The 20,727-nt window shown below is 36.6% G+C and carries 21 protein-coding genes and 1 tRNA gene; 1 reads left to right on the forward strand and 21 read right to left on the reverse strand.

Translation table 11 applies throughout. The annotated features are described in order from the left end of the window. Nucleotides 1–19 precede the first annotated feature (19 nt). The 8 genes from HMPREF9171_RS103480 to tig all read right to left on the reverse strand — a co-directional run bounded on the left by HMPREF9171_RS103480 (nucleotide 20) and on the right by tig (nucleotide 7,788). On the reverse strand, nucleotides 20–517 hold the full coding sequence (locus tag HMPREF9171_RS103480) for a beta-class carbonic anhydrase (RefSeq protein WP_000214743.1): 498 nt from the start codon (nucleotides 515–517) through the stop codon (nucleotides 20–22). 135 nt (nucleotides 518–652) lie between these two features. Next, complete coding sequence (radA, locus tag HMPREF9171_RS103475) at nucleotides 653–2,017, reverse strand: DNA repair protein RadA (RefSeq protein WP_001085195.1); 1,365 nt, start codon at nucleotides 2,015–2,017, stop codon at nucleotides 653–655. Between the two features lie 161 nt (nucleotides 2,018–2,178). After that, nucleotides 2,179–2,625 (reverse strand): dUTP diphosphatase, encoded by a 447-nt coding sequence (locus HMPREF9171_RS103470; protein ID WP_000049183.1) that lies wholly within the window; start codon nucleotides 2,623–2,625, stop codon nucleotides 2,179–2,181. A 62-nt stretch (nucleotides 2,626–2,687) separates the two neighbouring features. Then, nucleotides 2,688–2,773, reverse strand: a tRNA-Leu gene (locus HMPREF9171_RS103465). A gap of 46 nt (nucleotides 2,774–2,819) precedes the next feature. Further along, nucleotides 2,820–3,746 carry an alpha/beta hydrolase gene (locus tag HMPREF9171_RS103460; RefSeq protein WP_000723857.1) on the reverse strand — a complete coding sequence of 309 codons (927 nt, stop codon included), beginning with the start codon at nucleotides 3,744–3,746 and terminating at the stop codon, nucleotides 2,820–2,822. 108 nt (nucleotides 3,747–3,854) lie between these two features. Then, a complete protein-coding gene (gene pyrG / locus HMPREF9171_RS103455) occupies nucleotides 3,855–5,459 on the reverse strand; it encodes a CTP synthase (RefSeq protein WP_000170434.1) in 1,605 nt (534 codons plus the stop codon). 272 nt (nucleotides 5,460–5,731) lie between these two features. Beyond that, on the reverse strand, nucleotides 5,732–6,316 hold the full coding sequence (rpoE, locus tag HMPREF9171_RS103450; protein ID WP_000418425.1) for a DNA-directed RNA polymerase subunit delta: 585 nt from the start codon (nucleotides 6,314–6,316) through the stop codon (nucleotides 5,732–5,734). Nucleotides 6,317–6,504: 188 nt separating this feature from the next. Next, on the reverse strand, nucleotides 6,505–7,788 hold the full coding sequence (tig, locus tag HMPREF9171_RS103445) for a trigger factor (RefSeq protein WP_000107750.1): 1,284 nt from the start codon (nucleotides 7,786–7,788) through the stop codon (nucleotides 6,505–6,507). Between the two features lie 156 nt (nucleotides 7,789–7,944). On the opposite strand from tig, the gene HMPREF9171_RS103440 reads away from it, so the two are divergent. After that, nucleotides 7,945–8,787: a mechanosensitive ion channel family protein gene (locus HMPREF9171_RS103440; RefSeq protein ID WP_000631143.1), complete on the forward strand. Its 843-nt coding sequence runs from the start codon at nucleotides 7,945–7,947 to the stop codon at nucleotides 8,785–8,787. Between the two features lie 36 nt (nucleotides 8,788–8,823). Here the strand turns inward: HMPREF9171_RS103440 and HMPREF9171_RS103435 are convergent, their stop codons facing one another. From HMPREF9171_RS103435 to HMPREF9171_RS103375, 13 genes are all read right to left on the reverse strand, one after another. Further along, on the reverse strand, nucleotides 8,824–9,393 hold the full coding sequence (locus HMPREF9171_RS103435; protein ID WP_000599671.1) for a TIGR01440 family protein: 570 nt from the start codon (nucleotides 9,391–9,393) through the stop codon (nucleotides 8,824–8,826). Then, on the reverse strand, nucleotides 9,390–9,854 hold the full coding sequence (locus HMPREF9171_RS103430; protein ID WP_001224404.1) for an ECF transporter S component: 465 nt from the start codon (nucleotides 9,852–9,854) through the stop codon (nucleotides 9,390–9,392). The genes HMPREF9171_RS103435 and HMPREF9171_RS103430 overlap by 4 nt, the downstream gene beginning before the upstream one ends. A 9-nt stretch (nucleotides 9,855–9,863) precedes the next feature. Beyond that, entirely contained in the window at nucleotides 9,864–10,622 is a 759-nt protein-coding gene (locus tag HMPREF9171_RS103425; protein ID WP_000857670.1) for a bifunctional hydroxymethylpyrimidine kinase/phosphomethylpyrimidine kinase, read from the reverse strand. Continuing rightward, nucleotides 10,585–11,361, reverse strand: a complete 777-nt coding sequence (gene truA / locus HMPREF9171_RS103420; RefSeq protein WP_000199165.1) for a tRNA pseudouridine(38-40) synthase TruA — start codon at nucleotides 11,359–11,361, stop codon at nucleotides 10,585–10,587. The genes HMPREF9171_RS103425 and truA overlap by 38 nt, the downstream gene beginning before the upstream one ends. A gap of 70 nt (nucleotides 11,362–11,431) precedes the next feature. Continuing rightward, on the reverse strand, nucleotides 11,432–12,679 hold the full coding sequence (locus HMPREF9171_RS103415; protein ID WP_000256874.1) for an aminotransferase-like domain-containing protein: 1,248 nt from the start codon (nucleotides 12,677–12,679) through the stop codon (nucleotides 11,432–11,434). A 117-nt stretch (nucleotides 12,680–12,796) separates the two neighbouring features. Further along, entirely contained in the window at nucleotides 12,797–13,912 is a 1,116-nt protein-coding gene (dnaJ, locus tag HMPREF9171_RS103410) for a molecular chaperone DnaJ (RefSeq protein WP_001066281.1), read from the reverse strand. Nucleotides 13,913–14,200: 288 nt separating this feature from the next. Then, nucleotides 14,201–16,030, reverse strand: coding sequence for a molecular chaperone DnaK (gene dnaK / locus HMPREF9171_RS103405; protein WP_000034648.1), 1,830 nt, complete (start codon nucleotides 16,028–16,030; stop codon nucleotides 14,201–14,203). 180 nt (nucleotides 16,031–16,210) lie between these two features. Next, nucleotides 16,211–16,783 (reverse strand): nucleotide exchange factor GrpE, encoded by a 573-nt coding sequence (gene grpE, locus HMPREF9171_RS103400; RefSeq protein WP_001865751.1) that lies wholly within the window; start codon nucleotides 16,781–16,783, stop codon nucleotides 16,211–16,213. A 2-nt stretch (nucleotides 16,784–16,785) separates the two neighbouring features. Continuing rightward, nucleotides 16,786–17,820, reverse strand: coding sequence for a heat-inducible transcriptional repressor HrcA (gene hrcA / locus HMPREF9171_RS103395; protein WP_032459133.1), 1,035 nt, complete (start codon nucleotides 17,818–17,820; stop codon nucleotides 16,786–16,788). Nucleotides 17,821–17,962: 142 nt separating this feature from the next. Further along, nucleotides 17,963–18,538, reverse strand: a complete 576-nt coding sequence (locus tag HMPREF9171_RS103390; protein WP_001231504.1) for a glycoside hydrolase family 73 protein — start codon at nucleotides 18,536–18,538, stop codon at nucleotides 17,963–17,965. Continuing rightward, the gene (locus HMPREF9171_RS103385; protein WP_000739663.1) at nucleotides 18,535–19,287 is read right to left on the reverse strand and encodes a M15 family metallopeptidase; all 753 of its coding nucleotides are present in this window, start codon (nucleotides 19,285–19,287) and stop codon (nucleotides 18,535–18,537) included. Before HMPREF9171_RS103385 ends, HMPREF9171_RS103390 begins: the two co-directional genes overlap by 4 nt. Next, nucleotides 19,284–19,976, reverse strand: a complete 693-nt coding sequence (locus HMPREF9171_RS103380) for a histidine phosphatase family protein (protein ID WP_000049272.1) — start codon at nucleotides 19,974–19,976, stop codon at nucleotides 19,284–19,286. Before HMPREF9171_RS103380 ends, HMPREF9171_RS103385 begins: the two co-directional genes overlap by 4 nt. A gap of 122 nt (nucleotides 19,977–20,098) precedes the next feature. Next, nucleotides 20,099–20,578 carry a sigma-70 RNA polymerase sigma factor region 4 domain-containing protein gene (locus HMPREF9171_RS103375; RefSeq protein WP_001204194.1) on the reverse strand — a complete coding sequence of 160 codons (480 nt, stop codon included), beginning with the start codon at nucleotides 20,576–20,578 and terminating at the stop codon, nucleotides 20,099–20,101. Between the last annotated feature and the right edge of the window lie 149 nt (nucleotides 20,579–20,727).

Below are 20,727 nucleotides of genomic sequence, written 5' to 3' on the forward strand. Positions count from 1 at the left end.
ACTAAGGACAGGATTTTTTCTATTTAACTTCCACCATACGACCAGTATCTACATCATAAATAGCACCAGAAATAACAACATCATTTGGGATTAATGGAGAAGCATGTAATTTTGCCACATCTTCACGAACGCTTTCTTCAATATCATTAAAAGGAAGAAAATCATGTCCATGCATATCAACACCCAAATCTCTCTGTAATTGAGCAGCAAAAGCTTCGTTAGTAAACGTCTGTGCTCCACAATCTGTATGGTGTAGAACAACGATTTCTCGTGTTCCTAATTGTTGTTGCGAAATAACTAAAGAACGTAGAACATCATCTGTAACTCGTCCACCAGCATTACGTAAAATATGAGCATCTCCTAAAGCTAGCCCTAGAGCTTGAGCAACGTGTAAACGAGAATCCATACAGGTTACAATAGCAACCTTTGTCTTTGGCTTGATAGGTAGATGAGCTGTTCCATGTAAGTCAGCATAGGCTTGATTGGTTTTTAAAAAGTTATCAAAATAAGTGGTCATAGAGATCTCCTTTGTTAGTGTAACATCATTCGATATTTACTAAATACCAACCCTTTTATATTATCATTTTGCCCATTATTTTTCACGAAATGTCTCTCGCCACCAAAAAAGATTCGGCTGAACCGAATCTAATCATTATGTTGAAAATACTGCTTTTAAGACCTGACTAACAGTTGTCACACCAATAACATCAATGCCTTTAGGTATTTCAATCCCAGCTAGAGAATTCTTTGGTGCGTAAATTTTAGTAAAGCCCAATTTACTAGCCTCATTAATACGTTGCTCAATACGTGTCACGCGACGAATCTCACCAGTGAGTCCAATTTCTCCAATAAATGATTCTTGTGGATTTGTGGGTTTTTCTTTGTAACTGGAAGCAATAGCTACAGCAACAGCTAAATCAATTGCTGGTTCATCCAATTTAACACCACCCGCTGATTTTAAATAGGCATCTTGATTTTGAAGCAATAAACCACAACGTTTTTCTAGAACTGCCATAATAAGACTGACACGATTAAAGTCAAGACCTGTGGTTGTGCGCTTAGCATTTCCAAAAACAGTTGGAGTCACTAAAGCTTGAACCTCTGCTAAAATAGGCCTTGTTCCTTCCATAGTAACAACAATAGCAGATCCTGTTGCACCGTCTAAACGTTCTTCAAGAAAAACTTGACTTGGATTCAAAACTTCAACTAGACCACCCGACTGCATTTCAAAGATACCTATTTCATTGGTCGAACCAAAACGGTTTTTGACTGCCCGTAAAATACGGAACGTGTGATGACGCTCCCCTTCAAAATAAAGAACCGTATCCACCATATGTTCTAGCATTCGAGGGCCTGCTAATGTTCCCTCCTTAGTCACATGACCTACAATAAAAGTAGCAATATTATTAGTTTTAGCTAACTGCATCAATTCAGCGGTCACTTCGCGAACTTGGCTAACAGAGCCTTGGACACTTGATACTTCGGGACTCATAATAGTTTGTATAGAATCAATAATAAGAAAATCTGGTTTAATCTTCTCAATCTCCGACCGAATACTTTGCATATTAGTCTCGGCATAAAGGTAAAATTCATTATCGATATCGCCTAGACGCTCACTTCGTAACTTAATCTGTTCTGCAGATTCCTCACCTGAGACATATAATACTGTACCTTTATTAGCTAGCTGAGTTGATACTTGTAGTAATAAAGTAGATTTACCTATCCCAGGGTCTCCTCCAATCAGAACCAAACTTCCTGGTACAACACCGCCTCCTAGAACACGGTTAAATTCATCCATATCAGTCTTAGTTCTAGAATAGTTAATTGAGGAAACATCTTTTAACTTCGTCGGTCGGGACTTTTCACCGTTCAAACTAACTCGTGCATTTTTAACTTCTTGAACTTCAACCTCTTCTACAAATGAAGACCAGGCTGAGCAATTTGGACAACGTCCCAAATACTTAGGTGATTGGTAACCACACTCTTGACAGGTGAAGACTGATTTTTTCTTAGCCACTCAGGCCTCCTTTATAACTTCTAAATTAATATGATAGCTTGGTACCAAATAACTAGTACACTCATTATATCACACCAAGTTAGAGAAAATATAAGTTTACTCTCATCAAAAAAGGCTAAGAAGTAAGTCTAGCCTTTTCTAACATTATTCGTAAAATAATTTTATTTTCCAGTACTACCAAAACCACCTGTACGCATTCCTGTAGCCTGATCGTCATCTGCCAATAAGAATGGGGCAAAAACAGCCTGAACAATCCGTTCCCCTTCTTCTAAAATAACAGCCTGATTAGTAATATTTTGCATCTGTGCAAAAATATGTCCTTCATTGACTTGGTTATTATAGTAGTCACCATCAATAACACCAACTGAATTTATTAGGACAATCCCTTTTTTACGTGGATTCGATGAACGATCATAAAGGTACAGGACCTCCCCTGGTTGCATGTGTGCTTTAATACCGGTCGGGACCAATGTAATTTCACCAGGTTCAATAACCGTTTTTTTAGCTACTTTTAAATCATAGCCAGCTGCGTGAGCTGTTTCTCGTTTTGGTAATAACTCTTTATTGCTAAATTGGCTAACTAATTCAAAGCCACGTACTTTTGACATGTGATACTCCATCTTTATCTTAAATATGCAAAAAGTCGAGTTCCAAATGAACTCGACTAGTCTGCGGAGAGAGGGACTTGAACCCTCACGACCAAAAGCGGTCACAAGATCCTTAGTCTTGCGCGTCTGCCAATTCCGCCATCCCCGCTTAACAACATAATAAATTATATCAACTTATCATATTGTTGTCAATATTATTTTTCATATTTTTTCAAAAAACTAGAGATACGTTTCTCATATTTTTCTGGCTCTGTTTCAAAAGATTTCGCATGTTTTGCCCCTTTTACAATATAAAGCTCTTTCTTACCTGCTGTAGCTTTATAGTTGTCATAAACCATACTTGTTGGAACAAAATTATCCTTATCACCATGAATAAAGAGGGCTGGTAAATTATTCTTTTTCAATTGTTCGACACTACTTGCTTGTCCATACGAAAAACCTGCTCTGATTTTAGAAATTGTTGAAACTTCATATAAGAGTGGGAAGGCTGGTAAACCATACATCTCTTTAGCCTGAAATTTTAATTCATCCCAAACACTAGAATAACCACAATCTTCAATGATATTAACAACCTGACTAGGTAATTTTTCACCACTAGCCATCATGACTGTTGCTCCACCCATTGAAACACCAAATAAAGTAATTTGGCTTGATGGATTCTTATCCACTATCATTTCTGTCCATTTGATAATGTTCTCGCGGTCGTTCCAGCCATAGCCTATCAACTGCCCATGACTTTCACCATGTGCAATGTTGTCAGGCATAAGAACATTGTATCCTAACTTATGAAACAGCCAACCATATGCCTTCATATTCTCTTTGCTATTCGCAAAACCATGAACGACAACAACTGTCTTATGAGTTTTCTTAGCAGCAGGAACATACCAAGCAACTTGCTTTATATTTTGGTTTGTCATTTCTATTTTTTGCTTTAATAGCTTATCAAAGGATTTATCATAAGCATATAAAGAGTTTCCAGGCTTACGTTGACCATTTGAAATAAAGGATTTATCATCTCGAACTTGGGCCACGTGGAAAAAATAAAAACTAGCTGCTACACTAATTAAAAACAAAATAACAACAATCATTTTAATAAACTTTGATAATCGAATCTTTTTCATGCAACCTATTATACCTTATTTTTAGAAAAAGAAAAGAGCTAATGATACTTTGATAGTGAAACTATCTAAAAAAATAAAATCGCCTCCTAATACTGGGAGGCGATAAAGTTATTTCATATTTTCAACTGCTGCTGTTACAAAATCTGTGTAAAGCTCTTCAGCATGGTTAGGACGTGATTGTAATTCTGGATGGTATTGTGCTGCAACAAAGAATTTTTTCTCTGGTAACTCAACAACTTCCATCAAACGATTATCCGGTGATACCCCTGAGAAGACAAATCCAGCAGCCTCAAATTGCTCACGGAATTTTGTATTAAATTCATAACGGTGACGGTGACGACGTTGGACAACTTCTTGATTATTATAAGCTGCCGCAGCTCTTGAACCTGCTTTCAATTTACATGGATATAGACCAAGGCGAAGTGTACCACCCATATCTTCAATATCGATTTGATCACGCATGATATCAATGATTGGGAACGGTGTTTTAGGGTCAAGCTCTGCTGAATTAGCTCCATGAAGGTTTAAAACATTACGCGCAAATTCGACACAAGTTAGCTGCATTCCGAGACAAACACCAAGCATCGGAACGTCATTTTCACGTGCATAGCGAATTGCTTCAATTTTACCCTCACTACCTCTTTGGCCAAATCCTCCAGGAACGATAATACCATCTGCATCTCCGACAAGTTCTTTAATATTATCTTCTGTCACTTCAGCAGCATTTACCCATTTTAAATCAATAGCAACATCGTTGACGTACCCTGAGTGCTTAAGGGCTTCCACAACTGAAAGGTAGGCATCAGGTAATTCAACATATTTACCAACCAATGCAATTTTAACTTTTTTCTCAAGGTTCATTACTTTATCAACCATTGCTGACCATTCTGTCATATCAGCAGCAGGTGTCTCAAGCTTCAAGTGATCACAAACAATTTGATCCATATTTTGAGCTTGCATGTTAAGTGGAATTTGATAAATATGGTCAACATCAAGGGACTCTATAACAGCCTCTGGTGCAACATCACAAAATTGTGCCAATTTATTCTTAATACTTTGACCTGCTGGTTGCTCTGTACGGATAACAAGCATATTAGGTTGGATACCTAGGCCACGTAACTCTTTAACAGAATGTTGAGTCGGTTTTGTTTTCATTTCGCCGGCAGCCTTTAGGTATGGTAATAACGTTGTATGAATGTACATAACATTATCAGAACCAACATCTGCCTTCATTTGACGAAGTGCTTCTAAAAACGGAAGGCTCTCAATATCTCCAACAGTACCGCCAACTTCAGTAATAATAACATCTGAATCTGTAGTTGTCGCAGCACGTTTGATTTTTTCTTTCAAAGCATCTGTAACGTGTGGGATAACTTGAACAGTTGCACCAAGGTATTCTCCACGGCGTTCTTTTTTAAGAACTTCACTATAAATCTTACCCGTTGTAACATTTGAATATTTGTTTAAGTTAATATCAATAAAACGCTCGTAGTGTCCAAGGTCAAGGTCAGTTTCTGCACCATCATCTGTAACATAAACTTCTCCATGTTGATAAGGGCTCATTGTCCCTGGGTCAATATTAATATATGGATCAAATTTTTGAATTGTCACCTTTAGCCCACGGTTTTTTAGTAAGCGCCCAAGACTTGCTGCAACAATCCCCTTACCAATAGAAGAGACCACACCACCTGTAACAAAAATATACTTTGTCATTAAAAACTCCTTAAATTAAATGTTAATCTAACAGTTAGTTTACGGGTAAAACCCAAAACACATGATTGATAAATAATACCAGCTTCTCTAGTCAAAACTAGTAGAAACTATCTGATCAAGGGCCTACTCAGAAAACTATCTGGAACCATTCTGTATCTTTCCCAAAAACAAAATAGCCCCCTATCACTAGGGAGCTTTATCTGACCTCATAAGAGGTGCCCGAATAATAGTTTAAACTATATCTGACTATTTGTCAAATACAAAATCCCCGTCTAAACCTCTTCTTCCTCTTCTTCCTCTTCTTCCTCTTCATCGTCTTCTTCGTTGATTTCTACATCCTCATCTAAATCTTCATCAGGAATGATTTCATTAATCTCAGAATCATACGATTCTACCTCTGATTTTTCATCGTCAGGGTTTTCTTCATCATATTCTAAACTTGGTGTTTCTTCTGTGAAATCTTCATCTTCTGGATCATCATCATTGTAATCAATAGCATCTTCATCACCATCCATGAAAGCATTGACACGTTTCTTCTTACGTTTTGGAGCGCCATCTTCATCTTCTTCAAGAGTGATGATTTCCTCGTCAATTTCATCGATAGCATACCATGAACGAAGTCCCCATTTGTTTTCGCCAAGTGGAATAAAACTTCCGTCTGTATTCAAATCTGAATAGAAAAATGGCAATGACTCACGGATTGCTGAGTCAGATTTTCCAAGGTAGGTTTGAATATCATTTACCAAATCGCTGAAGTACATTTCGTTATCACGACCACGTTGCTCTAAAATAGCACGAGCAACTTCAATCATCGAAAGTTCACTTTTTTCTTGCCCAGCAAATACTTCTAATTCCAAAGTTATTCTCCTTAATTGTGTAAGACTATCATTTTGTTTAGCAATATTCTTTATAGATAGAAAATAGATAAGTCATATTTTCAAATTTTCGCTATTTACTATTTTACGCTATTTTTAGCTATTCGTCAAAAGAATAATCACAAATAAAAAGACTGGGAAGCCCAATCTTTTCAAAATTTAATAAGCAATTATTTTACAGTAGCTGAGCTAGTGATAACGTCAACCGCTTTTTTCATTGCAATATCATGTTTAAGCATATCTGCTGAAAGTAGACCGCGTACTTGGTCAGCTTCCATATTATATTCTGAAGCAAGATCTGTGATTTCTTTTTCGATTTCTTCATCTGTTGCTTCAAAGCCTTCTGCAGCTGCAATTGCTTCAATAACAAGGTTAGTTTTAACGCGTTTGTCAGCATCTGCTTGGTATTGCTTATGAAGGTCTTCTTCAGTTGTACCTGTTAATTGGAAGTACATTTCTGGTGAAATTCCTTGACGTTGCATATTACCCATGAACTCATTCATAGCACGATGTACTTCATCATGGACCATTTCTTCTGGTAATTCAACAATTTCTGCATTGGCAACAGCTAATTCGATTGCTGCACCTTCAACTGCATCATCAAATGCAATTTCTTTTGCTGATTCTAGCTCTTTGCGATATTTCGCTTTCAACTCATCAAGTGTTTCAACTTCATCATCAATATCTTTTGCAAGTTCATCATCAAGTGCTGGAACTTCTTTAGTTTTTACTTCATGAATTGTTGTAACAAATTTAGCATCTTTACCAGCAAGATCTTCTGCTTGATAATCTTCTGGGAATGTTACATTAACGTCTACAGTTTGACCAGCTTTAGAACCTACTAATTGTTCTTCAAATCCTGGGATAAATTGACCTGAACCAAGTTCAAGTGAGAAGTTATCTCCTTTACCACCATCAAATTCAACACCATCAACTGAACCTACAAAGTCAATAACAACTGTATCACCTTGTGCTGCTTCACCATCTTTAACAGTCAATTCTGCAAGGTTGTTACGCTCACGTTCAACTTTAGCATCAACTTCTTCATCTGAAACTTCTTTTGAAGCATCAACTTCTACTGAAAGGTCTTTGTAATCCCCAAGTTTAACTTCTGGTTTTGTAACAACTTCAGCTGTCAACTTCCAATCTTGACCTTTTTCCATTGATACAACATCAATTTTTGGTTGAGCAACAACGTCTAAACCAAGTTCTGCAACAGCTGCTTCGTAAGCCTTTGGCAACACTAAATTCAATGCATTTTCGTAGAGTGCTTCTTCACCAAATTTTTGGTTGAAAACTGTACGAGGCATATGTCCTTTACGGAATCCTGGAACGTTCAAATCTTTTTTAACTTTGTTGAATGCTTGATCAAGAGCTGGCTTGATCTCATCTTGACTAATTGTAAATGTGATAATACCACGGTTTGTAGCTTTATTTTCAAATGATGTAGACATTAAGTCATTTCTCCTTAAAATTATTTAGATACAGTTTAGTTTACCATAATTTAAAACGTTTTACAAAGTTTTTATGCAAAAAAGAAGCTTTAAACTGCTTAACGATAAGCTTTTAAAATACTTGCTCTATGGCTTTTTTTTTACTAGACTATTACTATGATTACTTTAGAAAAATTTATTGACCATCTTAATGTAGAGGAAGTTTTATTTACTTTCTTCACCAAACTAATATCAATCTTATTATTAATCATTGCATTCGTTATCGTTAGGCAAGTCATCAATTATCTTTTCGAAAAGACTGTTAATCGCTCACTCGCCTTTTCTAGACAAAAAGTAGCTCGTCAAAAAACATTAGCTAAACTTTCTCACAATGTTTTAAACTATACCCTTTATTTCTTTCTATTCTATTGGATTTTAAGTATATTGGGCGTTCCAATTTCTAGTTTATTAGCTGGGGCTGGTATTGCTGGGGTTGCTATTGGACTTGGTGCTCAAGGCTTCTTATCAGATGTTGTCAATGGCTTTTTTATTCTGCTAGAAAACCAATTTGATGTTGGTGATATTATTAATGTTGGTGCTGTATCAGGCACTGTTACTAATGTTGGAATACGCACCACACAAATTCATGATTTCGATGGAACCTTACACTTCATTCCTAATCGTAATATTACAATTGTCAGCAATAAGTCTCGTAGCAATATGCGTGCTCAAATTGATATTCCTTTATTTGTTCATACAAACCTTGATCAGATTTCTGATATTGTAACAAAAATCAATGAAGAGTATGTTTCAAAACATCCTGCTATCGTTGGAGAGCCTACTGTTTTTGGTCCTACAACCAATGCTAATGGTCAATTTGTTTATCGTATTAATATCTTCACGCAAAACGGTGCTCAGTTTGACATCTATGCTGAATTTTACAAACTTTATCAAAAAGCTATTCTTGAAGAAGGTATTGACTTACCAACATACAATTTCTCCAATAACCACTCTCGTTGAGATAAACAATAAACCTCTGCATAGCAGAGGTTTATTTTAAAATTTACGGATTGGATCGCTCGTATATCCTGCTCTAGCACCGCCAATTAATTTAGGACGACTAGCTAGTGCTGTAACGTGTGCCCCTCCCAACTCACGACTAATTGGAATCAAGGGAACTTGTACTCTCTTGATATGCATTCCAATAGAAGTATCTCCAATATCAATTCCAGCATGTGCCACAATTTCTTCAACCTCAACTGGTGATGTCATCAACTTAAAAGCTGCAACCTGACCACTACCGCCAGCATGTAGATTAGGAACAACATTAACGACTTCCAACTGTTGACGTTCAGCCAATTCTGCTTCAACAACCAACGCCCTATTAACATGTTCACAACCTTGAACTGCTAAATAGATGCCGCGTGAATGTAACTCTTTGAGGATAACTTCAACGATAATTTCACCAATTTCAGAACTAGAATTTTTTCCAATTAAACCACCAGAAACCTCACTAGATGATAGACCTAGTACAAAAATTTGACCTTTTTTAAGAGCACTACGCTCAATAATATCAACTACAATAGCTTTAGTTTCCTGCTTTAACTTATTATAATCTAGTATCATTTCTTCACTCTTTCTAGAGACTTATTAAGAGCAAAACCAACGACCATACCAACCATATTTTGCATAATATTGCCAGGAATATCTGGTAAAACAGCTCCCCAACCATACATCAATCCACTAGCTATAGCATAACCTAATACCATAACAAGAGTTGCACTAATAAGACCTAAAAGACGTCTTCTACCTGGTAAACCCGCTAAATACCCTTGCGCCCCATGGATCAATAAACTAAAGAACATCCAATTGGGATAACCTTTCAATAAATCAATTAAAAAACCAGCTAAGGCACCTACCACAGCCCCTTCTTTTTTGCCAAAGTAAAAGGCAGCAAAGAATATTCCAGCATCTAGTAATGTCAAAAAACCTGTTGGTGTCGGAATACTTATAAACATCCCCAATACAATAGATATAGCTGTTACAATTGCCAATTGAACCAATTGATTAGTTTTCTCTTTCCTCATTAAAATCTCCTAAAAATGTTGGACAACTCCGTACTTATCCGATGCTTTAATAGCTTGATAGACGAAACCTTTAGACATTTTGACTGCATCTTCTACATTTTTACCCATAGCTAATTGGCTGGCAATACTTGACGCAAATGTACATCCAGCACCTGTATTATTGGCATCTACTACAGGAAAAACATAGGTTTCAAAACGTTCACCATCATAGTAAAGGTCTGTAGCCTCTTCAGCATTTAAACGGTTACCCCCTTTGATAACAACATGTTTAGCCCCCATATCGTAAAGTTTCTCAGCAGCAATTTTCATTTGATCTAAGTTTTCAATCGAAAGACCCGTCAATAATTGAGCCTCTACTAAATTAGGAGTAATCACATCAGCATATGGGAAAAACGCAATTAGCTGCTCACGTAATTGGCTAACTTCTAAATCATGATTTTCTTTACAAACTAAGACTGGGTCTAAGACTACTGGACATTCTTGTTTTGATTTTACAAATTCCAAAACAACTTGTGCTGTTTCTACATTGGGAAGCAATCCTAGTTTAATAGACCCAAACTCTACATCTTTTAAACTTTCTAGTTGCTGCTTTAGTATAGATGCCTCTATAGGAATGACTTCAAACCCTTTATCTGACATTGCTGTTAAGCATGTTACTGCCACAAAACCATGTAATTTATTAACAACGTAAGTTGCTAAATCTGCATGCAAGCCGCCGCCAGAGAAAATATCATTTCCTGAAATTGCTAAAACATTCCTTGTCTTCATAAATAATCTCCTTCAAATATAAACCATTTCCTGCCGCAGTTGGACCTGCTAAATCCCGATTTTTAGCCTGTAAAATTGTTTTGATTTGGCTAATAGGCATGCGTCCATTACCAATTTTTAGCAGGGTACCAACCATGTTACGCACCTGTTTATACAAAAAACCATTTCCTGTAAAGGTAAAAATTAAAAGATTTTTAGACGCTTCAAACTGAATTTTCGCATCAAAAATAGTACGTACTTTATTTTCTACACTCGTACCTGAAGCAGTAAAGCCTGTAAAGTCATGGGTACCTACTAAATCTTTAATAGCTTCTTGCATAAGCTCAATAATGACAGGATAAGGGTAATGTGTTGCATAGTTTCTCATCATAGGATTTTTCGGCCTACCAATATCTACTAAAAACTCATAAGTTTTAATGTGTTTATCATATCGACAATGAAAATCATCAGACACTTGCTCTACTTTGACAATATCAATATCGTCTGGACACTGTGTATCTAAACCAAAGCGTAATTTTTCTACATCACGCGCCTGTGGTAAATCAAAATGAATAACTTGTCCATAAGCATGAACACCAGCATCTGTGCGACCAGCACCATGGATTATCACATCGTTCCCGCTATTTAGGCGCTTAAGAGTTCTCTCAATTTCTTCTTGAACTGTCCTACAATTTGGTTGTCTTTGGAAGCCTGAAAAAGCTGAACCATCATAAGAAATCTGTGCCTTATACCTTGTCATGGGTTTATTTTACCACCTTTCATTTATGAAAACTATAATATCTATTTTAAACTGTCCCCCTACAATTATACTACAACGATCCCAAGAACTGCTTTAAGCAGGAATCATTTTTTACTTGTAAGAGAGATTGATGCGATTTTTGACAAAAATAATTTTCCAAAGTATCGCCGTATTGCCGTAATGTTTTGAAATTATCGAGTTTCGAACAATCAAATAATACACTATCGTGATGTAAACTATATGGGGGTAGATTAGGCTGATCAGCTAAAATAGATTTTGAATTTGCAAGGTCTTTCTGATAACGATATTTCAAATATTGACTATTCTTAGCATAAAGGCCATTTTCAATATAAAGCGCTAATGCTTTTTGTAAAATCAGATTAGTATCATAATCCATCAACTTCTTGTAAGCCATAAATGTTGATTTTAAAGCTTTTGGTAAACAAATCGCAGCTAATCTTAAAGCAGGGAAAATAGCCTTTGAAAAAGATTTTAGATAAATAACACGCCCGTGAGTATCATAATAATGTAATGGTGACTGACTTGCAAAATCAGACATATAGTCATCTTCCACAATATAAACATCATACTTCTCTGCCATCTCTATTAATCTTTTCATCTCTACCGGATTATAGGATGTTCCCAAAGGATTATGCATGCGAGGTATAACATAAAAAAACTTAATTGATTGTGTCTGGAAAATCTCCTCTAAGCGCTGAAAATCAATTCCATGAGTACCTCGAGAAATAGTTTCATAGGGTAAATTTTGTGTTTTGATTAGTTCAATCATACGAGGATAGGTCGGTTCTTCTATTAAAACTCGAGATTTTCGATTTGGAAAGGTAACCTGTGTCAAAATAAATAATGCCTGTTGAGTACCAGCCGTAATAACAATATCATCAAGAGGAACATAGACCCCTGTTTCTTCCATTAATTTAGCCACCGCTTTACTTAAATCAAGAAGACCTTCTTGACGATAGTAATAATTGAAAAGGTAATCTTCCCTACCAATAAGGGTCTCATTCAAACACAATCTAAAATCATCATAAGCTATATTTGCAATCTCAGAGTTTGGTAAACTAACCCCTTCTTCAACTTCCTCTTCATGAGAATCAAAGACGTAATAGCCTGACCTAGGCTTTGCATAGACATAATTATCAAAACGCAATTCCATCAAAACTCGTTGCACTGTATCCTTGTTACAGGAAAATTGATTAGCTAACTGTCTTATAGATGGTAGGCGATCTCCTGGAGCCAACTTACCATTTTGTATAGAAGCTATCAAATATGAGCGAATCTCTTCAACTTTGGTTACCATAAAAATTGTCCCCCTACAATATTAGATTCATTGTACTGTAAAATTTAGGTTCAAGCAATCCCTCTAGCAATAACTACAAAAAAGTCTAGAATACTTTCGATTCTAGACTTTTATTTTTTAATCAACATCTAAAGCATCTTTGACTTTATCAAAGAAACCTTTCTTCTTCGGATGTACCATCTTATCTCCACTTGCCTCTGCAAAAGCGTGCAATGCCTCTTTTTGAGCATCATTCAATTTAGTAGGAGTTACGATGTTAACAGTAACATGCTGATCACCTTGTCCACCCCCTCGAAGTTTAGGGGCACCTTTTCCGCGAAGACGGAACGTTTTTCCTGTCTGAGTACCAGCAGGAATTGACATTTCTACCGCTCCATGGACAGTAGGTATATCAATTGTATCACCCAAAGCAGCTTGGACAAAGCTAATATTCAAAGTATAATAAATTGTTGATCCATTACGCTCAAACTGTTGACTTGGGAGAACGTTAATAATAACAAAGAGATCACCATAAGGACCACCATTGAAGCCAGCTTCACCTTGCCCTGTTAAACGAATTTGTTGCCCAGTTTCAACTCCTGCAGGTATTTTAACTGATACTTTATGCGTCTTCTTCTCATGACCAGTTCCATGACATGTTGGACATTTCTCTTTGATTTCTTGACCACTACCCTGACAAACATCACAAGTCACTTGGCGACGCATTGTTCCTAGAGGTGTTTGTGTATCAACATTAATCACACCCGAACCATGACACTTTTGACAAGTCACAGGGCTAGTACCTGGCTTAGCTCCACTTCCTGAACAAGTATGACATGATGACTCCCGATTATAAGATACTTCTTTTTCAGCTCCAAAGATAGCTTCTTCAAAACTTAAATTAACACGATATTGTAGGTCATCTCCTTGACGTGGTGCATTAGGATTGCGCATCCCTCCTCCACCAAAAAAGCTTGAGAAGATGTCTTCAAAACCACCAAAGCCACCACCATCGAAGCCACCAAAACCGCCATTTGCCCCAGCAGCGCCATATTGATCATAGGCAGCACGTTTTTGTGTATCACTCAAGGTTTCATAAGCTTCTTGAACCTCTTTATATTTTTCCTCTGCTCCCGCTTCCTTATTAATATCTGGATGGTATTTCTTAGACATCCTACGGTAAGCTTTTTTTATTTCGTCCTGAGAAGCATCTTTTGAAACGCCAAGACGATCATAAAATTCTGTATTGTTCATTATCTAATCCTTTATATTTTGTTCATATACTACACTTGAAGAGATTAACAATTATTCTTGCCCAGTTACAGCTCTAAATAGTTAACATATATATGACACTTAATAAAACAGACGGAGCGAGGCGCCCCGCCTATTTATTATTAATATGTTTTTATTTAGTGATAGCGAAATTAGCTTATGTAATCTGAAACTTATCTAGATTATTGAGCAACCCCTATCACGAAGAACTTTACTATGCTAGTATAGTTTTCATGCTTATATTCAAATGAATCTGAACAATATTAATAATTATTTCTCAGTGAATTCGCCATCTACAACATCATCACCCTTGCTTGATGAATCAGCTGATTGTGCACCTTCAGCCCCTTGAGCTGCTTGTTGTGCTGCAGCCGCTTGTTCGTAAAGTTTAACTGCAAGAGCTTGTGCTTTTTCGTTAAGAGCTTCAAGTTTAGCTTTCATGTCGTCAAGGTTACCTGACTCTTGAGCTTTTTTCAACTCATCAAGTGCAGATTGCGCTGCATCGCGTTCTGTATCAAAGCCCTTGCCTTCAGTTTCTTTAATAGTTTTTTCTGTTGCAAAGATGGCTTGGTCAACTTCATTTTTAAGATCAACTTCTTCTTTACGTTTTGCATCTGCTTCAGCATTTGCTTCAGCATCTTTCATCATTTTATCAATTTCTTCATCAGTTAATCCTGAATTAGATTGGATAACGATGTGTTGTTCTTTTTGAGTACCAAGGTCTTTTGCTTTAACAGATACAATACCATTTTTATCGATATCAAATGTTACTTCAATTTGTGGGATTCCACGAGGTGCAGCTGGGATATCAGTCAATTGGAAGCGACCGAGTGTTTTGTTATCTGCTGCCATTGGGCGTTCACCTTGAAGAACATGGATATCAACGGCTGGTTGGTTGTCTGCTGCTGTTGAGAAGACTTGTGATTTAGATGTTGGGATAGTTGTGTTGCGGTCGATCAATTTAGTGAAGACACCACCCATTGTTTCAATACCAAGTGACAATGGTGTTACGTCAAGAAGTACAACGTCTTTCACATCCCCAGTGATAACACCACCTTGGATAGCAGCACCCATGGCAACCACTTCATCAGGGTTAACAGATTTATTTGGTTCTTTACCAGTTTCAGCTTTTACAGCTTCAACAACTGCTGGGATACGTGTTGATCCACCAACGAGGATAACTTCATCAATTTCTGACAATGAAAGTCCTGCATCAGAGAGTGCTTGACGAACTGGAGTTTTCGTACGTTCAACAAGGTCACGAGTGAGATCGTCAAATTTAGCACGTGATAAGCTCATCTCCAAGTGAAGAGGACCAGCAGAACCAGCAGTGATGAACGGTAATGAAATTTGAGTTTGAGTTACACCTGAAAGGTCTTTTTTAGCTTTTTCAGCAGCATCTTTCAAGCGTTGAAGAGCCATTTTGTCTTGAGAAAGATCAATACCATTTTCTTTCTTGAATTCTTCTACCAAGAAATCAATAATTTTCTGGTCAAAGTCGTCACCACCAAGTTTGTTATCACCTGCTGTTGCAAGAACGTCGAAGACACCATCACCTAATTCAAGGATTGATACGTCAAATGTACCACCACCAAGGTCAAAAACTAAGATTTTTTCATCCTTGTCAGTCTTGTCCATACCATAAGCAAGTGCGGCTGCTGTTGGTTCGTTAACGATACGTTCTACTTCAAGACCTGCAATTTTACCAGCGTCTTTAGTTGCCTGACGTTGTGCATCGTTGAAGTAAGCTGGAACAGTAATAACTGCTTTTTCTACTTTTTCTCCAAGATAGTCTTCAGCATAACCTTTAAGGTATTGAAGAATCATTGCTGAAATTTCTTGAGGAGTATATTCTTTACCATTTGCAGAAACTTTTTCAGAAGTTCCCATCTTTGATTTGATAGAGATAACAGTATCTGGATTTGTTACCGCTTGACGTTTTGCAGCATCACCCACGATAATTTCACCATTTTTGAATGATACTACTGAAGGAGTTGTACGATTGCCTTCTGGGTTAGCAATGATTTTTGATTCAGTCCCTTCAAGAACTGCTACTGCTGAGTTTGTTGTACCTAAGTCAATACCAATAATTTTAGACATGTTAATACCTCTTATTTTATAATACTTTATTACTTTTTATTTCAATTTATCTTAGTAAGCACTCGAATTATTTTACTTCCAATTCTAAGCAATCACTATAGTTTAATCAGCAAGCTAAATAGCTTCTAACTTGCTATCTAGTTTCCTGTCATTACGGACAAAAACGAAAACTCATTTACCTTAGTTATAGACAACTACCATCGCTGGTCTTAGCAGACGCTCGTGCAATTTATATCCCTTTTGAAAGACTTCTGCAATGCTATCGGCTGGATGTTCATCATCGGCTGGGAGAGTCTGAACTGCCATATGAAAGTTGTGGTCAAATGAGTCGACTTCTACTTCTTCTACGCCTTCTTCCTTTAGTGCTTGAATAAGGCTATCACGAGTCATTTCTAAACCTTTTTTAACATCATCTGTCAACCCTTCAACAGCCAAGGCACGTTCTAGATTGTCAAGCGATGGTAAGATTGCTTTTGCCAGATCCTGAGAACGATAGCGTTGAAGTTGTTGACGTTCTTCACTAGAGCGACGTTGTATATTCTGCATTTCTGCATGAGCTCGCAAGTATTTATTTTCAAACTCATCAGCACGCTCGTTTGCGAGTTCTAACTCTGATTTTTCAGGAATTTCTTCAATAACTTCCTCAACTGTCTCTTCAGTTTCAGTGGCTTCCACTTCTTCCTGTAAATCGTCTTTTTTAATTTCTTCTGACACTGAGTGCCTCCTTTTAAATAACTTATTGAATACTGCCATTATCAGTGAACTTCATAATGGTTAGAATTTAGGTATCGATAATAATCACCTAATTTAGCAGCCAATACCTTTCCGATAATGTTTACCAAACTAACAGACCTACGATAATCCATATCAATAGGACCAATCAAACTCAGGAGTCCAAATCCACGGTAAGGAATCAAAAATTTGTGAGTTAAAACTGACACATCTGCAAGTGCGGCTTCTTGACTATCTGCCACTTGGACAGAAGCCATCTCACCCTCTTTCAGACTTTGCCTCAAAGAAATCGCTACTTGCTGCTCATTATCCAAAAACTGATACGTTGATAGATCTGAATACGTTAAAGAATTTACCTTGCCAGCTACAAATACCGTTTCCAGAAACAGCTCTGAAAAAACATAATCAAATAGTTGTAAAACATTATCCGTAGTTACAAAATACTTCTGAACGATCTGAGGAATTTCTGTCCTCAACTTATAATGAATATCCATGACACTACCATCCAGCAAGCGCTCCTCTACGATAGCTTTAAATGCTATCAAGTCACGTGTCAAAAAGTTTCTTGGAATAGCAAACTGCACTGTCACTGGCCTAGATTCATCTAAAGTCATGACTGCTAGAGCATCATGGTTGCTAAGCTGAACAACATCAAACCCTGTCAAACGTTGACGAGCTGGCTCCACATCTAAAATAACGGATGTATAGCCCGTCATCTCCGATAAAATATGACTAGCTTTTTGAAGCATGTCTTCTAATTTGAATGCTTCAAAATCAAAAGCTTTTATGACATGATAAATATCTTGCTCATCAATACTATCTAGTCTAAGGGAGTGCTCTACAAAATACTTAAAACCAGCTGGACTCGGCATCCGTCCACTAGAAGTGTGCGCTTTTTCCAATAATCCCAACTTCTCTAGTTTTGCCATATCATTACGAATAGTAGCACTACTAGAATCAATCGTTCTCTGTAAAGCTTTAGACCCTACTGGTTCATGAGTTTGTGTAAATAACTCAACGATTAAATTCAAAATATCATTTTGACGTTGTGTAATCACAAAAACATCACCCCTCTCGGCCTTTCTGAAATTAGCACTCTTACACATCGACTGCTAACTATGATTTTATTATACTCCTTTTTAAAAGATAGTCAAGGAAAAAACATCAAAAATTAGCACTCTTATTCAAAGAGTGCTAACATCACTTATCATATCTTGTTAAATCATACAAATCAATGATTTCCGTCATTTTTTTAGCGTACTTTTTGTCATTATCAAAACCACTATCTTGTAATTTTTGCACTAAAGTTTTTGGATTTTTAACAGACACCATTATAGTATACGAATCTTTTTTGCCTGTCGCTCCAGATTTTATATGAGCAAGGTAATCATACATTGAATACTTCCAAGATTTATAATGAGTAAATTGCTTTTCCTGTTTTTTTCCTGTACTACTATCATTTAAGGTAATTGAGGGCGTTCCTGGTTCTGCAAGCAAACCAAACAGATTATGATACTTATTAGCTAATATTTTCTCTCCGAAATCAGAATCCAAAGCCGCCTGTGCAATAATAAATGAAGGACGAATACCGTACGACTTTCCTAGATCTTGCGCATCTGGCACAATTTTTTGTATAAATTCTTCTTTGGTGTAGGTAACACTCTGCCTAGAATTAGCATCTACTTTTCCCTTATGGTTTAAAAGCGGAAAAAGAATAAAGAAAAAGAAAATAAAAGTAACAACAATAAAATTTAGCAAGGAAAAACGTTTCCTCATTGGTTATTCTCCTTTAATAAAGTTATGTATTCTTCTAATGTTAAATGATGTTTGGCCATATATTTTGCAGACTCTACCCCAACATAGCGGTAATGCCAATCTTCATAACCTACCCCTGTTTCTGCTGTTTTACCATCCGGAAACCGTAAGACAAAACCATATTGTGGAGCTATCTTTTTCAACTGACTGACTACTCTAGGATCGCTCTCATTCAAAGAATCTACAGTACTCATATCCATCGCTAATCCAGTCTGGTGTTCACTAGCACCTGCAGGCTGAGAGTAAGTTTTTACCAACTTTTCTGCTTGTTCCTTCGTCAAATTAGGGTTACTAGTCATTTCTTGAGTAACATAAGAATTGAACAACTTCTCCTGATAGGCAACACTACGATAACCCGAAATTAAATGTTCTCGTGAATCAATTGCTCTAGCAGCCTCTAAAAACTGAGTAGCTTGCTTCGTAATACGTTTATCCAAATAAATATTTTCAACAGGCACCACATCTGGACTTAATTCTTCATGTTTATGGTCACGATTGACCAAAATCAAGTTCCAATCTTTTGATGATACAGCTGGTAATCGTAATTTCTTATTTCTTTTTTGAGAGGATGTCTTTTTTATATCCTCATTCCTCAACTTTTGAGATGATGATTGTTGACTGTTAGGCTTCAATAAAGCAAAAAGACTAAAGCATAGTATCGCAAGTAGAACACCAACTAAACTGAATCGGATAATTTTATTTTTTTTCATTGCAATGTTTTTTCTAAAATTTCTCTTCCTTTTTCTCGATAGGACATATCCCCAATAGATTGAATAGAAAATGTTCCATCTTCAAAATCAACGACTGAGACACTACCATTATCTAAGCCTAAACTACGAGGGGTACTATGGTCGATTAACCATAAAAAAGTCGCAATAGTCATCCCATGACTGACAACAATCGCATTACCTCCCCCAATATCCTCTATTTTTTTAGCTATAGCAGTGAAGCCTGACAGAATACGGTTACTCAATATTGCCCACGGTTCTGCCCAGCCAGCCGTATCAACTTGACAAATCAAATTAGCAATTTCTTCGTGTGTCAAATGGCTCATATCTCCGTTTGAAACTCGAGGCAGAACGCCATTAAAAAGATCGCCATCATATCCTCCATCCAAACTACCAAAGCACCACTCGCGGATTCGTTTATCTCTCGTATAGGGAATATTTTCTTGTTGCACTTCCCTGAGAATAATTTCCATAGTTTGTAAAGTACGTCCACTATCACTTGAAAAAGCCTCTTTAAAACTAATATTTGAAGCCTTTAGTCCCAAACCAAGCTCTTTAATCCCGAGTTCTCCAAAAGTAGTTAAAGGAGTATCACTCCACCCCTGAGCGCGACCAATTGTATTAAACATTGTTTTACCATGACGAGCGATATATAAACGAACTTTACTCATACTGACACCTCACAAGCATTTTATTATATTATAACAAAAAACAAAGGCTTTCACAGGAATATATCAGCGAACTTTCCCTATAAAAAAAATTCTGCAGCTATCTACTGCAGAAATAAAATCGATTAATCCGCTTTAAAAGCATTGAAAAAAGGTTGAATATCTCGTATGAATTGTTTCTTCCCCGCGAAACGTTCACCACTAATCAGTTTTTCAAATTTTTCTTTATCAATATCTGACAAAGTTTCTTCCACTTTTGTTAAAGTATCACGATAAGCAATATAGTCATCTAAAACTAGTCCTTTACTCTTAACATAGTGACTAACTTCACTGATTTCTTCATAAGGCATTTTATTAAATTGTCGCTTTTGACAATCTTGGTGTCTTAATACATCGTTTAAATAATTTGAAAATTTTGTTTTAAAGTAAATGAATAGTTTGCTTTCATTATCCAATAAATACGGATGCTCTTCAAGCAACCTAAAAAGTACAATACGTCCTTCTTGAATCCAATCATCATATTCCCAAAGTTGAACAAAATAATTTCTTCTCAGCTTCATTACGATTGGCTTTACTTTATCAAACAACTCCTCAAAATCTCTCAAAACAACTTATTCCTTTCTTAAACATATACTAAGTATAAAAAAAGTAAGGTGATAACAACATGACAATGGTGTCCTTTAAGGAAATGATTTTTTCCCAAAACACATTAATTGAGTATTATCAGACTATTTAGTAACTCATATTAGTTAAC

The organism is Streptococcus agalactiae ATCC 13813, assembly GCF_000186445.1.
In the GTDB taxonomy this organism is placed as follows: domain Bacteria; phylum Bacillota; class Bacilli; order Lactobacillales; family Streptococcaceae; genus Streptococcus; species Streptococcus agalactiae.